At 56.6% G+C, this 18,053-nt stretch carries 9 protein-coding genes and 1 pseudogene; 7 read left to right on the top strand and 3 right to left on the bottom strand.

The genetic code is table 11. The features are described 5' to 3' along the window. Both EK22_RS25250 and EK22_RS09580 read left to right on the top strand, forming a co-directional pair. Nucleotides 1-180: pseudogene (locus EK22_RS25250) on the top strand (IS1182 family transposase); the annotation flags it as partial. Nucleotides 181-723: 543 nt separating this feature from the next. Further along, nucleotides 724-2,871: an FAD-dependent oxidoreductase gene (locus tag EK22_RS09580; protein ID WP_036250388.1), complete on the top strand. Its 2,148-nt coding sequence runs from the start codon at nucleotides 724-726 to the stop codon at nucleotides 2,869-2,871. 14 nt (nucleotides 2,872-2,885) lie between these two features. Here EK22_RS09580 and cas9 read toward each other — a convergent pair whose 3' ends face one another. Both cas9 and EK22_RS09565 read right to left on the bottom strand, forming a co-directional pair. After that, nucleotides 2,886-5,786, bottom strand: coding sequence for a type II CRISPR RNA-guided endonuclease Cas9 (gene cas9, locus EK22_RS09575; protein ID WP_036250386.1), 2,901 nt, complete (start codon nucleotides 5,784-5,786; stop codon nucleotides 2,886-2,888). Between the two features lie 821 nt (nucleotides 5,787-6,607). Then, nucleotides 6,608-6,844 (bottom strand): WGR domain-containing protein, encoded by a 237-nt coding sequence (locus EK22_RS09565; RefSeq protein WP_020160723.1) that lies wholly within the window; start codon nucleotides 6,842-6,844, stop codon nucleotides 6,608-6,610. Between the two features lie 417 nt (nucleotides 6,845-7,261). Here EK22_RS09565 and EK22_RS09560 point away from each other — a divergent pair, with 417 nt between their 5' ends. Next, nucleotides 7,262-8,080 (top strand): class I SAM-dependent methyltransferase, encoded by an 819-nt coding sequence (locus tag EK22_RS09560; RefSeq protein WP_020160721.1) that lies wholly within the window; start codon nucleotides 7,262-7,264, stop codon nucleotides 8,078-8,080. A gap of 419 nt (nucleotides 8,081-8,499) precedes the next feature. Continuing rightward, nucleotides 8,500-11,355 carry an ATP-binding protein gene (locus EK22_RS09555; RefSeq protein ID WP_235209269.1) on the top strand — a complete coding sequence of 952 codons (2,856 nt, stop codon included), beginning with the start codon at nucleotides 8,500-8,502 and terminating at the stop codon, nucleotides 11,353-11,355. A gap of 46 nt (nucleotides 11,356-11,401) precedes the next feature. Here EK22_RS09555 and EK22_RS09550 read toward each other — a convergent pair whose 3' ends face one another. After that, nucleotides 11,402-12,709 carry a hemolysin family protein gene (locus EK22_RS09550; protein ID WP_036250382.1) on the bottom strand — a complete coding sequence of 436 codons (1,308 nt, stop codon included), beginning with the start codon at nucleotides 12,707-12,709 and terminating at the stop codon, nucleotides 11,402-11,404. A gap of 142 nt (nucleotides 12,710-12,851) precedes the next feature. On the opposite strand from EK22_RS09550, the gene EK22_RS09545 reads away from it, so the two are divergent. The 3 genes from EK22_RS09545 to EK22_RS09535 all read left to right on the top strand — a co-directional run bounded on the left by EK22_RS09545 (nucleotide 12,852) and on the right by EK22_RS09535 (nucleotide 18,046). Then, a complete protein-coding gene (locus EK22_RS09545; protein WP_036250380.1) occupies nucleotides 12,852-13,877 on the top strand; it encodes a zinc-dependent alcohol dehydrogenase family protein in 1,026 nt (341 codons plus the stop codon). A gap of 146 nt (nucleotides 13,878-14,023) precedes the next feature. Further along, nucleotides 14,024-16,279 carry a copper-transporting P-type ATPase gene (locus EK22_RS09540; RefSeq protein WP_235209267.1) on the top strand — a complete coding sequence of 752 codons (2,256 nt, stop codon included), beginning with the start codon at nucleotides 14,024-14,026 and terminating at the stop codon, nucleotides 16,277-16,279. A 201-nt stretch (nucleotides 16,280-16,480) separates the two neighbouring features. Then, nucleotides 16,481-18,046 carry a Re/Si-specific NAD(P)(+) transhydrogenase subunit alpha gene (locus EK22_RS09535; RefSeq protein ID WP_036250374.1) on the top strand — a complete coding sequence of 522 codons (1,566 nt, stop codon included), beginning with the start codon at nucleotides 16,481-16,483 and terminating at the stop codon, nucleotides 18,044-18,046. The last annotated feature ends 7 nt before the right edge of the window (nucleotides 18,047-18,053 follow it).

Genomic DNA, 18,053 nt, shown 5'->3' with positions numbered 1-18,053 from the left:
CATCGAGCCGGTATGCACCATTTTCTGATGCGCGGGCTTGAGAAATGCCGGGGCGAATTCAGCTTAATGGCCTTGTGTTACAACTTTACCCGAGTGCTGAATATACTCGGTGTGGCGGCCTTTAGGGATTACTGCGCCCAGCGCTTAGGGAATAGCGAAACAAACCAGGTTTTTGCCTAAAATGGCTGAAAAACCCGGCTTAATTGGCGAATTCCGCGCTGCCAAGAGGTGGAATTTTCATACCTTATGAAAATTCGCTAATGAAAATAGCGGTATTCACCCAGTAGAGCCATACTCGTTTCTGAATTCTTTCACAGTCTCGTACGCAATGCGTACCCTACTGTATTTTTCAGGCAGGCTTTCGGTAGCCATTATCCCGCAGGAGTGTGGTAATGAGTAATACGCAATTCCCTGGTTCCCAAGGGCCTTCGTGTAAACCGGTACTGGGACACGGGCCTGCAAAAATGCAGGCGGTGGAATGGCATCTGGAACAGCAATCGAGCACTAAGTTTTAATGCATTCATGGATTTTACTTTTTCTTCGTGTTCCTTCGTGATGTTCGTGGTGAATAAGAATTTTCATACCGTTTTCATTAATAGTATCGCTTGATAATTTGGCTTGACCTCGATATCCCCAGACAATAGGTTAAAAAATATAAAAATAATTGTAAGAAATAGATATTTAAGTAATCCAATCAGCATTGCATCCAAACGGAGTTAACTAATGGCTAAATCACACATCGTTTTGCTGATAATCATCGCCGCGCTGATAGGCGCCTTTTTCTATTCCGATCTGCCGCAGTTACTGACATTGGAAAACTTAAAGGCCAAACACCAGACCCTCCTGGCCTACCGCGATGCCCACCCTGTCAAGGCAACGGTCTTTTATGCGCTGCTCTATATTGCCACCACCGCCCTGTCCCTGCCCGGCGGCGCACTGTTGACCCTGGCGGGCGGCGCATTGTTCGGCCTGCTGTGGGGAACGCTGATCGTATCGTTTGCATCCAGCATCGGCGCCACGCTGGCTTTTCTGGCCGCGCGTTTTCTGTTTCGGGACCTTGTCAAAGCCCGGTTCGCCGATCGCCTGAAGGCCGTGGATGAAGGCATGGCGCGCGACGGGGCCTATTACCTGTTTACCTTGAGGCTGGTGCCGCTTTTCCCGTTTTTCGTCATTAATCTGGTCATGGGATTGACCGCCATTACAACCCGCACCTTCTATTGGATCAGCCAACTGGGCATGTTGCCCGGAACACTGGTTTACATTAATGCCGGTATGCAACTGGCCAGGATCGATTCCGTGTCCGGCATTTTCTCGCCGACCCTGATCGGCTCGTTTGTGCTGTTAGGCCTTTTTCCGCTCGTCACCCGGAAAACCGTATCGGTCATTCAAGCCAAAAAAATTTACCAGCAATGGCCCAAGCCTGAGAAATTCGACACTAACCTTGTGGTCATTGGCGCCGGGTCGGCCGGACTGGTGTCCGCCTACATTGCCGCCGCGGTCAAGGCCGATGTGACATTGATCGAAAAACACAAAATGGGCGGAGATTGCCTGAATACCGGCTGCGTGCCCTCGAAAGCCTTCATCCGTTCGGCGAAATTGTTGTCGCGGTTTCAGCATTCCGCCGAATACGGCATCAAGGCCATTAAAGCCGATTTTGACTTTGCCGAGATTATGGAGCGCGTGCAGCGCATCATTCAAACCGTGGCGCCGCATGATTCGGTCCAGCGCTATCGCGAGCTCGGCGTTAACGTTATTGAAGGCGCCGCCAGGATTACGTCGCCCTGGTCGGTTGAAGTGCGGACGGCAGCCGGCACGCGCACCCTGACCACGCGCGCCATCGTCATTGCCGCCGGTGCGCGTCCTTTTATACCGCCGATTCCCGGCCTGGACGGCATCGATTACCTGACTTCCGACACAGTCTGGAACTTGCGCGAGCAACCCCGGCGCCTGCTGGTGCTGGGCGGCGGTCCTATCGGCTGCGAGCTGGCGCAGGCTTTCGCCCGCTTCGGCACACAGGTCATTCTGGTCGAAAAAGCCGCGCGCCTGCTGACGCAGGAAGATAACGAGGTTTCAGAAATGATAAAGGCCAGGTTCAGTCAGGAGGGCATCGATGTGCGTCTGGAACATACCGCAACGCGATTCCTGATTGAAAACGGCGAGCACGTCCTGATCGCCGAGCACCGGGGCCAAGCGCTGCGCATTGTCTTTGACCGGCTGCTGCTGGCGATCGGCCGCGCGCCCAATACCGCCGGTTTCGGCCTCGAAGACATCGGTGTGGAACTGTCGCCCAGGCATACGGTGCGGGTCGATGAATTTCAGGCCACCAATTATCCGAATATTTTCGCCTGCGGCGATGTGGCGGGCCCTTACCAGTTTACCCATACGGCCGCGCACCAGGCCTGGCATGCGTCGGTCAATGCCCTGTTCGGCGACTTGAAAAAATTTCGTATCGACAACTCCGTGATCCCCTGGGCCACCTTTACCGACCCGGAAGTCGCCCACGTCGGCCTGAATGAGCAGGAAGCCAGGGAACAAGGCGTTGCTTACGAAGTCAGCCGGTATCAGTTCGAGGAACTGGACCGGGCCATTACCGACAGCGCGGCGCACGGCTTTGTCAAAGTCCTGACCCGGCCCGGCAGGGACAAGATTCTCGGCGTCACCATCGTCGGCCAGCACGCTGGTGACTTGATCGCGGAATTTGTGCTGGCTATGAAGCACGACATTGGCTTGAATAAAATCCTGGCCACTATTCATATTTACCCGACCATGGCGGAGGCCAACAAATATGCCGCCGGCGTCTGGAAACGCCAGCATCGGCCGGAAAGGCTATTGAAGTGGGTGGCGCGCTTTCATGCCTGGCGGCGAGATTAACCGGTATCCCGGCCTTACGGTTTAACGTCGATAAGTTTGCCGATGGCGTTGATTTTATGCTTTTGCAGTCGCCATCGATTAAAGGATGCCGCGTTGATGCTGAAATCGATTTCCTCGGTTTTTCGGTCCGGGAGCGCCGTCGAATGCAGACGCAACAGGCACCGGTTGCCGCCGGCGTCCAGTTTCCGGACACGGTAAAAAACCCGCTGCCCCGCCTGCTCGACGCTGACCGTATCATTGACATGCAGCGCCATGACGAACTCAAACGGTTCGGAATGGTCTGTTTTAATCACAGGCGGTCTATGTTTTCCGATGCCTTTGACGCGATGGCCCGGCTCCAGTCGGGTCACGAACTCACCGGTATATTGGCCCGTGGTTTTATGCCTTAATATTTCCACGTGATGAATATTGCCGCTGGCTGTGGCGGCTTCCGGTTGCCGGATCCGGCTCCGCTGAATCGGGATCTTGCCGTCTTTATGAGAAACCGTACCGCCCCCGGCAAATGCCGCGCCGGTTTCCTCATGCCCCTCGCCGCTCAATTTAAGCCGCGGCACATGCGCCACAATCATTTTGTCCAGCGCCCGCCGCAGATCCTCCCGTACTGTCTGCCAGGCCGGATCGACCCGCAAGTCGTCGATATTCAATTCGGACTGTTTACCTTCAAGCTCACTGGCCGCCTCCGACAGCCTTGTTAAAAACCGCCGGTCGATACAGGCCGTGGCCAGCGCATCGATCGCATGCCGCCGGTAATCGCCGCGGTCTGTCGCCGGCGTCTCACCGAGCAGACCGTTCAAATCCCATTGCCGCCGTAGCCATGCGGCCGCTCTTCCTGTGCTGACCGTGACGGCCGCATCCAATTGTTGTAAATAATCATGCACGACGCGGCTGATGCGGCGTGCGTCGTTGAGCTGGCTGCCGATAAAATCCGCTTTCCGCATCGTTGCCGCGTTCATGAAGAAGCGTTTTTGCTTCGATGCCAGAGACCTGTCCCATCGCTTCAGGTTTTGTTCGATTTGATGCCACTGCGCCTCATTGCCGCCGAATGCCTCAATCGGCGTTTTGCGGCCTTTGACACTCTTTTCCTTAACGAAACAGAGCGCTTTATTCATATACGAATCGTCCAGTGATTCGCTGTAAGGCAAGATATGGTCGATCTCAACTTCAGGTCCGAACAACGCCGACGGGGCGATGCGTTGGCCGGAATATGCACAGAGCCGCCGCTGATCCTGCCATAGCCGGTATTTTAGCTGATCGGTTTTGCCGGGGGCGTCGGTCAATGCCAGATGCGGATTCTGCCGTTTGACGCGCTGAAACATCAACACCGCTTTCTCATTCATCCTGTCCCTGGCTTTTTGCTGTCTGCCAAATGCGGCATAGCGTCTGCTGTTCATCTTCAATTCGCGCGCCATTTGCACCCTGATCGCATCGGGCTTGCCGTACTCGGCGATCAGGGCGTTGATCAGCCGCCTGAGTTCATGCAGCCCTTTTTGCAGGACGGGATTGGCGGTTTCCGGCGGCACGGCTAATTTATCCTTTTGGGCAACAGCCTGAACCTCAGGACCATACCCCGCGCTGACCCGCGCTTCGGCCACGCTTTGGCCTTGATAAAGAAACGGCAGCAGTTTATTGATGGCTTTACTGGAAAGCGGGCTGTAGCCCGGCTCAAGCGACAACTGACACAGCTTGACGACAGTCGCGGAATCAAGACCCCAATGCCCGAGCAAACGCTTCCTGAGCACGGATTTTTTGTTGATGGTCAGCAAGTCCTCGACCAGTGCCTGCTGTTTCCCGGTTCCCAGATTATCCCAGCCGCTGAAAACTTTCCTGATTTGCCAGGCGGTCACATTACCGTTCAGCTTCTTGATGTCGCGCTCCAGGTTAAATTCCCGGGAATTATCGAAGCCCAACAGCTCTTTGATCCGTGCGAAGCTGATATCGGCTTCCGTCTCGCACAGCACGCTCAGCCTGCCTATCTGGCCGGCCGACAAGCGCTCTTCCGTTTCAGTGCGATGGTTTAAATACGTCAGGTTACTGATCGCCTGCATATAGCGAAAACGCTGGCTTTCCAGTCGGGCCAGGCCGGCCCGCCTGCGTTTGGGTTCCAGGGGACAACGGTTGATGCGATCAGCACACGGCTTAACGGGTCTTTGATAAAAAATAATGCGCTCCACCCGCGCTTTCACCGGTTCGGTTAACCGCTCGTGATGGCGCTGCTGTTGCCGCCAGATCAACCCCAACTCATCTTTATACATTTGCCGGTCCGTGCGCAGATGCTCGCCATTTTTGGCCCGGATGCGCTTGCAATCAGGGTGACCCCGGCTCGCCAGATATTCGCCCAGTGTCCGGCAGCCGGCCTCTTTTATAGCCGTTCTCAACGCATCAACCTCCTGTTTAAACGCCGCCTGTCCGCTGTCGCGTTCGCGCTGGTCCGCACCCTCCTCCGACTCGGCCAGAACAGCCAGCACATCGGGATCATCGATCATGGCGCCCGGCCAGGTTTCGCGGCTGCCTGAAAAGCCTCGGCACTGGACAAAATGCAGCAATACTCGTCCCAGTTCATGCGCGGATAATTTTTCATCCAGGGCTTTCGCACGCAACCGATAGGGGTCGCCGATCCGGTTCAGAATGATTTCCGGCTGGGGCGATGCCTGCAGTTCTTCCGGCAGCCAGTTCAGCGTTAACAAATAGTTGAGCATACGCTGTTTGCGTTTCGCCTTGCGCTGGAGAATGCGTCTGTTCAATTTGGCATCGCTGCGTTTCGGATTGCCGGGAGCCGGTGTTTTTTCTCCATCCGCCTCGTTAAAAACCCGGCAACCCAAATCAATTATCCGGTCGGGCCCGCCCTGGCTTTCCTCGAGCAATGCCCAGCCTATGGAATAGGTGCCTAGATCCAGCCCCAGAACTTTCTTGCTCATTATTGATCCTTGTGTATAATCCAGACCTGATGTAACCGACTAAGGCCTATCGTTAACTTTCCATACCAATGGAATTGTGTTGCGTAGGCATCGCTTCCAGGCGACCAGAGCCCTCGCAAAGTAAAACTTAAGGGGGCTTTTTTATGTCTGTCGGTTTTTATTTGTATTGTTTCAATCTCGCTTCATTCAGCCGTCAGCCTGCCGTTGATCATCCGTGCTCACATTGCCGACAGGACCAGCCGGCTTGATGATCGGGGTCAGGCTGACCGCGACGCACTGTTATTCGGTCGCTGCCGCGTGTTTCATAAAATTGATTGCGGCCTTTCCGGTTGAAGGCTCGATGGCGGCTTTATCCCGTGCGGGGAGTTTTTTCATTCGGATTATAATGACTCGTTTTTTCAAAGCGGCCCATTGCCGCCCTGCCCACCGATAAGAGCGATGCGGACTCAACCGCCCGGCATCGTGACCCGCAAGCATTGGTGCCATAATCGGGCGCTTTACCGGCCTCAATTATATAGCGCCTGATTTACTTGTCTGGGCTTGAGATCACACTATTGAATTTGCGTTTTTGACGGGTATGCGCGGCGGGAAGATGCTATTTCGCCCCGGACAATGCGTGTATCTATATCGGGAAAAGTAGAAACCTCCCACAAGGTGCTTGCAGGCCGGCTCGGCGAATGGATTAGGCTCATGCGGGAGGTAGGTAGCGGGTAGGCGGGGTTGGAGCTTCGCGGAAACCCGGCATAAGGTGCCGGGGTCTCCTGTATTCCCTGCGGTTTTATGAAATATCCGGGTTAAGTCCCGTCAGGCGGCGACAGGATTCACCGAACCTGGCAGCGATAACCGCCTTTCTGCTTGCTTTGGCACAAGCGCTGGGCGGCATTGATCGCCTCTTCTTCGGTATCGAACCAGTCCTTGCGCACGGTGCCCGGCGAACCGACGCGCCCCCATTCGCGAACTAACGACCAATCACCGAACAATCCCGGCATGATGATCAACTGGTAAAACCGGTTCATATTTTTGTCCGCCTCGTTCCGGACCAGATAAATACGGTTCATTCAAATATTCAACATCCGATAAAGAGCCATTCCAGGCCATATTCGCTCTTACCCGCTCTCTGGCAAGCGCAGGGCTTCCGGCGGGTTCGATAAAACTTCAGGATATAACACGTGACTACAACCACATGTTAATGCGCCTGTACGGAGCCATATCATAACCATTTCGCGGCAAATGAGTAACGAAAAAAATGGCGCGATGAAAACTTCAGGCACCGGCCTGCTTGATTACCGAGATTCAGTACGGCAACTTTCCCGATATCGGCCTTCACTGTATTATTGGGAATTCTGCTGCTGAACAAGAAATAGCGAAACAATGGCCGTCACTCATCCTGTCAATCCCCCACATCAGCCAGCAGAGCTATCGGCCGGACAACGCTTCATCGATAACCTATTGAGTATATTTAAAGAGACAAATCCATGACTACATTAAACGAAGCACAGGCCAAGGCGGCGGCGGCCTATAATGCCGCGTCCGACCTGTTCGACCATCCCGCCAACACTTTCTGGGACCGGTTCGGGCACAGCACTGTCGAACGCCTGGACCTCGAGCCCGGTTCATCGGTGCTCGACGTATGTTGCGGCACCGGAGCATCGGCACTGCCGGCCGCCATGCGCGTAGGTTCCGAAGGCCAGGTTACCGGCATCGATCTGGCCGAAAGGCTGCTCGATCTTGCACGCGCGAAAGCGAGAAAACGCAATCTGAACAATGTTGAGTTCCAGGTTGGCGACATGCTTGATACGGGCTTTGCCGATGCCAGCTTCGACGCGGTAGTTTGCGTTTTCGGCATCTTTTTCGTACCCGATATTCCCTCGGCCATCCGGGAATTATGGCGGGTCTTGCGCCCCGGCGGAAAACTTGCCATCACCACATGGGGGCCGGATTTCTTCGAGCCGGGCAACTCGGTTTTCTGGAATGCCGTTCGCGATGTCAGGCCCGACCTTTACAAAGGCTTCAACCCATGGGATCGCATCGCCGAGCCTTTATCGCTCAACGAGGTGCTGATCGAAGCCGGTGTACCGAAAGCATCGATTGTGGCCGAATCCGCGGTGCATCCCGTGACATCGCCGGAAGACTGGTGGACAACGCTGCTCGGCTCGGGATATCGCGGCACAATCGATCAACTGGAACCCGAAGCGGTTGACTATGTTCGCCAGGCTAATCTGTCCTTCATGGCCGATTCGCGCACGCAAAACGTGCAAGCCAATGTGATTTATGCTGTCGCAAAAAAGCCTTAGCCTGAATACTTCACCACGAACGACCGCATGGACAGGAAATGATCCCGTCATTTCTCTGCATTCACCCCATCCATGGGGATTATGGAGGCGGTGGAATTGGGTCTGGAACAGCCTTCGTGTGCTTCGTGTCCTTCGTGGTGAAATGTTCAGATTAGCCGCTCTTGGGATGTCGGCATTAATTAAACAATCTGATAGGGTAGCCAATAATTAAAGAAGTCATTAAACTGGCCCGGATATCGCTACTGTCAATAAACACAAGCCCAAGCGTGAGTACGGCGCTGTTTAAGCATGACTTGTTTTGGAATCATGACTTTATATTTTTATACAATAAATTATTCGAGCCCTATGATAAACGCAGTAGCCAGCCTGTTCCCTGTAAAGCCACTTTGCTTAAAACCTAACAGAACATGTCGCCGCGCATGAAACCCTGGCTCAGGCGATTCGCGCTCATGCTGGCCTTGGCCGTTCTGAGCTCTTTCGGGCTGGTTGGCGCGGAATACAGGCAGCCCCTGCGCGTCGGTTCGGAAATTGGTTTTCCGCCTTACGCCGATATCGATGAGCAGGGTCGATCGACTGGCTTCGCCGTCGAACTGTTTGCCAGGGTTGCCGAGGTCATGGGCATACCCGTCACCTTCCATCCGGACCGTTGGGACGTGCTCTGGCAAAAACTGAAGAGAGGCGAGATCGATGCCCTGCCGCTGGTGGCTCGCATGCCGGAACACGACGACCAAGTGGAACTCACCCGACCGCATACGCTCGGCTATGACTCCTTTTTCGTGCGCAAAGGGCATCCGCCCATCAAATTTATCGAGCAGGCCCGCGCCCTGAGTATCATCGTGTTGCGTTCGGACACGTCTCATCATGCCCTCGCCGGCCGCGGTTTCAACCATCAGCTGGTGATCGTCGATGATCTGGCCGATGGCTTCCGGCTGCTGGCCTCGGGGCAGCATGATGCGTTACTGGCACCGATGCTGCAGGGAAGCTGGCTGGCGCGGACAATCGGCCTGTCGGAAGTCATCGAGCCCGGCCCGCTGCTCAAGGAATACCGGCGCGAGTTCTGTTTCGCCGTCCGCAAGGGCGACACCGCGCTGCGCGACCGCCTCAACCAGGGCCTGACCATCGTCAAGGCCAACGGGGAGTATGACCGCCTCTATAGAAAATGGCTCGGTATTTCCGCGCCTCCCACCTTCCCGATTAAATATGTGGCCTGGGCGGCAGGAGCCGCCGCCGTCCTTTTTTCGCTCCTGGCCTTGTGGACCTGGACATTGCGCCGACAGGTGTCGCTGCGCACCGCCGAGCTGGTCCAGGCTTATGCCGCCGTGCAGAGGGAACGGCAGCGTATGTATGACGTGCTGCAGACGCTTCCTGTCTATGTGATTCTGCTATCGCAAAATTACGAAGTGGTCTTCGCCAACCGCTTTTTCGAGCAGCGCTACGGCAAGGCCCGGGGGAAACGCTGCTACGAGTATCTGTTCAAGCGCGACACGCCATGCGAGGTCTGTGATACCTTCAGGACGCTGAAGACCAATGCTCCCGTGGAATGGCGGTGGTCCGGTCCGGACCGGCACGACTACGAGATTCATGATTTCCCCTTCAAGGATATTGACGGTACGCCGATGATCATGGAAGTCGGTATCGACATTACCGAGATAACGCGGGCCAAGCAGGCGCTGCGCGAAGCCAATGCCTCACTGGAGCAGCGCGTGGTCGAACGCACGGCCGAACTGGACGCGGCGCGGCGCGAAGCCGAGAAAGCGCACGACCTGTTGCGGGTGACCATGGACAATGCGCCGGCCCTGATGTCTTACATCGACCGGGAATGCCGGTTCCGGCGCGCCAACAGAAATTACGAGCTGTGGTTCGGCTACACTCCCGAGCAGGTATGCGGCCGTCACATGCGGGAAATCGTCGGCGAGGAGGCCTGGCAGGCTATCTCTCCTTATATCCAGCGTGTTCTGGCCGGGGAGCGAGTCGCTTTCGAACGCCTTGTCACCTTACCCAATATCGGCCCTCGCTGGGTTCATGCAACGTATTCCCCGGACTTCGATGCCGAAGGGCGGGTTCAGGGATTCGTCGTCCACGTGCTCGATATCAGCGAACGTAAACGCGCCGAGGAAGCACTGCACGAAGCCGACCGGCGCAAGGATGAGTTCCTCGCCATGCTCGCCCACGAGCTGCGCAACCCCTTGGCGCCGATCAGCAATGCCGTGCAGATCATGAAGCAATCCAGTTCCGATGAAACGCGGCTGTCCTGGTGTCGCGATGTCATTAGCCGACAAGTCGAGCAGCTAGTTCGCCTGGTGGACGATCTGATGGATGTCTCGCGTATCAGCCGCGGCAAGATCGAACTCAAGAAAGACCTTCTCGAAGTCGCTGTCATTGTGCAGCGGGCGGTCGAAACCAGCCAGCCGCTGATCGATGCCCGCCGTCATGAATTATCCGTTCGCCTGCCGTCTGAGCCTCTAATCGTCGAGGGCGACCTGGTGCGGCTGTCGCAAGTCGTATCGAACCTGCTCAACAATGCGGCAAAATATACCGACGAAGGCGGATGTATCACACTGACCGTTAACCATGAAAACGATGACATTTTCATCCGGGTCCGTGACAACGGCCGAGGCATCGATCCTTCGGTGCTGCCCAGCCTGTTTCAACTGTTCTATCAGGTGGACCGCACCATCGACCGCTCGGAAGGCGGATTGGGCATTGGCCTTTCGCTGGTCAACAGCCTGGTATCGATGCACGGCGGCGAAGTCTGGGCCGTCAGCGAAGGCCGCGGCAAGGGCAGCGAATTCGTCATCCGCCTGCCTTGCCTGTCGCCTCCCCTGCCCGTTGATTTTCCTTACCCGGCAGTCCTCCTCCCTTCTGTTGAAGCGCCCCTGCGCATGCTGGTGGTCGATGATAATCGTGATGCCGCCCAGAGTCTGTCCATACTGCTGACCAGCATGGGGCATAAGGTATTGCTGGCTTATGATGGCCATGCCGCGTTGAAAATCGCACGGACTGAACGGCCTCAAGTCGTGCTGCTCGACATCGGTCTGCCCGGCATGGATGGCTATGCCGTTGCACGAGCGATACGGCGACATCCGGCTCTGGCAACAACGCAGCTGATTGCCCTGAGCGGCTATAGCGGGCAAGAGAATCGCGAAACGGCAAAGGCAGCCGGATTCGACGCTTATCTGACCAAACCGGTCAGTTTTGCCGATCTGCAGCATGTCCTGGCCCGGCAATCATTGTTCGGCCAGGCAACCAATCGGGCCAGCCTTCACTCTTCCTGACCATTCCGGCTCCCGGGCATGCCGCCACAGGTTGGGACGGCAGCCCTCATCCGGCCTTGCGGCGGCTTCTTTTATTCCTGTGCGTGATCAAAACCTTATCGATGCGCGTTCCGTCAAGGTCCACCACTTCGAAACGCCAATCGCCATATTCAAAGCTGTCCGTCAGGTGCGGAACCCTTTCCAGGCGGTACAGAATGAAGCCACCGGTCGTATTGTAGGCCTTATCTGCCTCGCCGGGAAAATCGGTGTCTATATCAAGCACCGACTTCAATCTTGCTATCGACACCCCGCCATCAATAAGCCACGAACCGTCTTCGCGCTGGACCACATCGGGATCGAGTTCGGATTCCGCCGTCGGGAAATCGCCGACGATAGCGGTAAAAACGTCGGTGAGCGTGACTAGACCCTCCAACTCGCCGTATTCGTCGACGATCAGGGCAATATCGTCATGCTCTTTCCGGAATAGCTCCAGCAGATGAGTGAGCGTGATGGAATCGGGCATATAAAGCGGCGGACGCATTGTTTTCTCGATATTGAACCGGCCTTCCATCATCGATTTCAACAGATCGCCGCGATGCAGAATCCCGAGTACATTTTCCAGGCCGTCCCGGCAAACCACCAGACGCTCATACTGGCAATCAGCAATTTTCAGCTTGACTTCATCTTCCGGAGCCGCCAGGTCAATAGCGAAAACCTCCTTGCGCGGCGTCATAATGGCGCCGACACGCTGTTCATCCAATCTCAGCACATTGGAAACCAATTTACTCTCGCTGGCATGGAAAACACCGGTTTCGGAACCCATTTCCATCAATAACCTGATTTCCTCGTTGGTGACCGAAGCCGGCCGGGGACGGTGAGCGCCGATGAGGCGGAGCAGCAAGTTCCCTGAAACCGACAGCAGCCAGACCAATGGGCTGGCAATTCTGGATAAAAAACTCATCGGGCGGGCAATCACAACGGCAATGCCTTCCGAGTACAGCAAAGCCAGACGCTTAGGGACGAGTTCGCCGACCACCACGGAAAAATATGTGATTAAAACCACCGTCAAGGTCAGGGCGACGCCTCTGGCATGCGGTTCGAAAGCCGGAATTTTGACCAGCTGCTCATAGATGGGCACCGCCAGTGTTTCTTCGCCCAGCGCACCGGTCAGAATGCCGACGGAGGTGATGCCAATTTGGATAGTCGACAGAAAACGGGACGGTTCTTCGTGCAGTTTTAGCGCCGTATTGGCACCTGAACGCCGCTCGGCCGCCAGCTTCTGCAGGCGCGCTTTTCGGGAAGAAACAACCGACATTTCCGACATTGAGAAAATGCCATTGATAACAATTAAGATAAGGATAAGACCGATGTCCATTGTATGAGCCGCCTCTTACCGTTACCGGCGCGACTGAGGAGATAAGTGAGCCAGGATGATACCATACCCTGAACCTGATTACGGAACCGCCAGGCAAACAGCCTTTCGAATCCAACAACAGCCAATTCCTAAAGGTAATCCCATGAAAGCGATGGTATTGAAACAGCTCTGCGATTTAAAAGAACACCAGACGCCGCTTGAATTGATGGAGGTTCCGATCCCCGTTCCGGGAGACAAGGAAATCCTGCTCAAGGTTTCCGCATGCGGTGTTTGCCACACCGAACTCGATGAAATCGAGGGCAGAACCCCGCCGCCGTACTTGCCGGTTATCCCCGGGCACCAGGTCGTGGGCCGTGTTCACACAGTCGGAAGCAGCGTACAGCAGCTCAAACCGGGCGACCGGGTTGGCATCGCCTGGATTTTTTCCGCTTGCGGGACATGCAAGTTCTGCCGGTCCGGTCATGAGAATCTATGCCCTGATTTCGAGGCCACCGGCCGCGATACCAATGGCGGCTATGCTGAGTACATGACGGTGAGCGAGGATTTCGCTTACCGAATACCTAACGCTTTTTCCGATCTGCAGGCCGCTCCGTTATTATGCGCCGGCGCCATCGGTTACCGGTCTCTGCGGCTGACCGGGCTTGAGGATGGACAGCGTTTGGGTTTGACGGGATTTGGCGCATCGGGCCATCTGGTTCTGAAAATGGCCCGGTTCCGCTATCCTAACACCGACGTGTTCGTGTTTGCCAGAAGCGCCGAAGAGCGCGCGTTCGCCCTGGAACTGGGCGCCGTCTGGGCCGGCGAGACAAGCGAACGGGCGCCTTGTAAACTGGACAGCATCATAGACACAACACCGGCCTGGCTGCCCGTCGTGGAAGCCCTGGCGAACCTCGATGCGGGCGGCCGGCTTGTAATCAACGCGATCCGCAAGGAAGGCGACAAGCAGAGCCTGCTGCAACTGGATTATCCGCAACATCTCTGGCAGGAAAAGGAAATCAAGAGCGTCGCCAACATTACCCGGGGCGATGTCCTGGAATTTCTGGACCTGGCCGCTGAAATGAACTTGGCTCCGGAAGTTCAGATATTCGCGCTGGAACAGGCCAACGAGGCTCTGGTCGAACTGAAAATGGGCAGAATCCGCGGCGCCAAGGTGCTGAAAGTCGATTGAAGGCCAAAAGCAGGCGCCTCTAGGCGACACGAATGACCGGATGGACAGGAAATGACCCTGGCAGTCCTCTGCGGCAACATGCGCCCTCCGGCTCCCCGGACCGGAGAAAGAAAACGTTGATAATTCTAATAATAAGGTACACAAACATGCCAAGCATCGACAACAGCACGACAACAGCCCATTACACCTGCCCCATGCATCCCGAAATTCAGTCCCTCCGGCCAGGAAACTGCCCAAAGTGCGGCATGGCGCTTGAGCCGGTCGAAACGCCCCGGCCCGTATCGCATACCGAATGGGTCTGCCCGATGCATCCGGAAATCGTCCGTGACGTACCGGGCAATTGCCCTATCTGCGGCATGGCGCTTGAGCCCAGGACAGTCGATGCCGGGCAAGCCGAACAGAACCCCGAACTGACGGACATGAGCCGCCGGTTCTGGTTTGCCGCCGCGTTGACCGTGCCGCTGGTCATCGTTGCCATGGGCGACATGCTGCCCGGGCGGCCTGTTTCACAACTTTTCTCGATGCGGACCCGCACGCTCATTGAGCTGGTATTGGCGACCCCGGTCTGCCTGTGGTCGGCCTGGCCGTTTTACGTTCGCGCCGTGCAATCGGTAAAAAACCGCAGCCTCAACATGTTCACGCTGATCGGGCTGGGCGTCAGCGTAGCCTATGTCTACAGCGTGATCGCGGCCCTGTTCCCGGACATTTTTCCCGCTTCGTTCCGCGAGCACGGCGAGGTTGGCGTCTACTTCGAGGCCGCCGCCGTGATCGTGACCCTGATCCTGCTCGGTCAGGTCATCGAACTGCGCGCCCGCAGCCAAACCAGCCAGGCCATCAAAAAATTGCTGGGCATGCAGGCGACAACGGCGCGCCGTCTGGCCGACGACGGCACCGAGGCGGATGTACCGCTGGATGCGGTGCAGGCCGGCGACCGGCTGCGCGTGCGGCCGGGCGAGAAAATACCGGTGGACGGCGTGGTGCTGGAAGGCGCCAGTTCGGTGGATGAATCGATGGTCACGGGCGAGCCGATCCCGGCCGAAAAGCACGAAGGCGACCGCGTCATCGGCTCGACCATCAACAACACCGGCGGCCTGGTCATGCGCGCCGAAAAAGTCGGCGCGGAAACGCTGCTGTCGCGCATCGTGGCGATGGTGGCCGAGGCGCAGCGCACCCGCGCGCCGATTCAGAAGCTGGCCGACATCATCGCCGGCTATTTCGTACCCGTCGTGGTCGTTATCGCGATCATCACGTTTATCGTTTGGTCTGTTGCCGGACCCGAGCCGCGCATGGCCTACGCGCTCATCAACGCCATCGCCGTGCTGATCATTGCCTGTCCGTGCGCCCTCGGCCTGGCGACGCCCATGTCCATCATGGTGGCGACGGGCAAAGGCGCCGGCGCCGGCATTCTGTTCAAAAACGCCGAAGCCATCGAGCTGATGCGTAAAATCGACACGCTGGTCGTGGACAAGACCGGGACGCTGACCGAGGGCAAGCCGAAACTCGTCAGTGTCACGACTGCCGATAACATTGGAGAAAACGACCTTTTGCGTTTCGCCGCGAGCATCGAACGCGGCAGCGAGCATCCGCTGGCGGAAGCCATCGTCAAGGGGGCCGAGGACCGCGGTATCGACCTGACCCGCGTCGAGGATTTTGCCTCCGTTACCGGCCAGGGCGTCAAAGGCCGCGTCGATGGCCATGACATCGCGCTCGGCAACCGCGCACTGATGGCCAGCCTGGACATCGAGCCGGGCGATCTTGCAGCCCGCGCCGAGGAACTGCGCGGCGACGGCCAGACCGTCATGTTCGTCTCGGCCGACGGCAGGCCGGCGGGACTCCTCGGCGTGGCCGATCCGATCAAAGACAGCACGCCCGACGCCATCCGGGCGTTGCATCACGAGCACATCCGCATCGTGATGCTCACGGGCGACAGCCGTACCACAGCCCAGGCCGTCGCCGACAAGCTCGGTATCGACGAGATCATGGCCGAAGTCCTGCCCGATCAGAAGGCCGATATGGTCAAGCGTCTGCAGGCCGAAGGCCGTATCGTGGCCATGGCCGGCGACGGCATCAACGATGCGCCGGCGCTGGCTCGGGCGCATGTCGGCATCGCCATGGGCACAGGCACGGACGTGGCCATGGAAAGCGCCGGTGTCACGCTCGTGAAAGGCGATCTGCGTGGGATTGCCCGTGCCCGACGGCTGAGCCGGCAGACGATGGCTAACATCAAACAAAATCTGTTCTTCGCCTTCGTTTACAATTTTGCCGGCATTCCTATCGCCGCCGGGGTTCTGTTTCCGTTCTTCGGCCTGCTGCTCAGCCCGATGATTACCGCTGCCGCCATGAGCTTGAGCTCCGTATCAGTAATCGGCAATGCCCTCAGGTTGCGCGGCGCGAAATTGTAGCAAGCGCTGTTCAAGCCATTTCCGCCATTATGCAGCCGACCGCTCATGCTCACGCGCCTAAAAAACGGCGTTCTCTGCAATGCTTTATTTTTTATTGAAAAACCGGTCCTAATCTCCTATGCTCAGCGGTAAGGTTTTTAATTGTTATTCAAAATCTTGCTGGAATTACTCCTAAATAACTCAAACAACAAAGGGGACTGTATGAAGATCGGTATACCCAAAGAGATTCATGAGGGTGAAAAACGTGTAGCTACAACGCCAGAAGCGGCGGAAAAAATCATTAAAATGGGCTTTGAAGTCAGCCTGGAAAGCGGCGCCGGCGCAGGTGCCGATATTTCGGACGAGGCCTATAAAGAAGTCGGCGTCACAATCGTTAAATCGACCAAGGCGCTTTGGAAAAACGCTGACATCATCATGAAGGTCAGGCCGCCTGAACGCCATCCTGAACTGGCTATCGACGAGGTTGAACTTCTATCCCAGGGCCGTCACTTGATCAGCTTTATCTGGCCGGCGCAAAACGAAGAATTAATGCAAAAACTCGCCGCCAAGGGCGCGACCGTGCTGGCCATGGACAGCGTGCCGCGCATATCCCGGGCACAAAAACTCGATGCCCTCAGTTCCATGGCCAACATCGCCGGCTACAGGGCCGTCATTGAGGCGGCGCAGCATTTCGGCCGTTTCTTTACCGGCCAGATTACCGCCGCCGGCAAAATCCCTCCCGCCAAGGTGTTGGTGATCGGCGCCGGTGTTGCGGGCCTTGCGGCCATCGGCACGGCCAAGGGAATGGGAGCGATTGTTAGGGCCTTCGATACGCGGCCTGAGGTCAAGGAACAGATTGAAAGCATGGATGCCGAGTTTCTGATGCTGGATTTTGAAGAGGAAGGCTCCGGAACCGGCGGTTACGCCAAAACCATGTCGAAGGAATTTATTGAAGCCGAAATGGCGCTGTTCGCGCGCCAGGCCATGGAAGTCGACATCATCATCACCACGGCCCTGATTCCGGGCAAGCCCGCGCCCGAATTGATTACCCAGGGCATGGTCAAGTCGATGAAGCCGGGCAGCGTCATCGTCGATCTGGCCGCCGAACAAGGCGGCAACTGCGCCCTGACCGAGAAGGACAAAGTGGTTGTCAAACACGACGTGACGATTATCGGTTATACCAATCTGCCCAGCCGTCTGGCCAACCAGTCCAGCCAGCTTTACGCGACCAACCTCAGGCATTTATTGACGGAGCTCTGCCCCGAAAAGAACGGGGTACTCAACGTCAACATGGACGATGAGGTGATACGCGGCACGACGGTCGTCAAGGAAGGCAAGATCACTTGGCCGCCGCCACCGCCCAAATTATCGGTTGCCCCTCCCCCGCAAACAGACGCCCCCGCCTATCCCTCCGTTCTGGCACAAGAAAAAAAATCCGTAATTCCCGATTCCATCAAACAACTGATGCCGTTAATTGTCGGCGGGCTTGCCCTGTTCGGTATCGGCTCTGTCGCGCCGACCTCTTTCATGTCGCATTTTACCGTCTTTGTGCTGGCCTGCTTCATCGGTTATCAGGTGATCTGGAATGTAACGCCGTCGCTGCATACGCCGCTGATGAGCGTGACCAACGCCATCAGCGGCATCATCGTGATCGGCGCGCTGGTCCAGATTTCAGCACCGGGCGCCATCGGCAGTATTCTGGCCGGTCTGGCGATACTCATTGCGTCCATCAATATTGCCGGCGGCTTTTTAGTTACGCGCCGCATGCTTGAAATGTTCAGGAAATAAGGAGGGA

The organism is Methylobacter sp. BBA5.1 (assembly GCF_000746145.1).
Lineage (GTDB): Bacteria > Pseudomonadota > Gammaproteobacteria > Methylococcales > Methylomonadaceae > Methylobacter > Methylobacter marinus.
The sequence above is the reverse complement of the archived record's forward strand: the minus strand, read 5'-3'. Positions and strand labels throughout refer to the sequence as shown.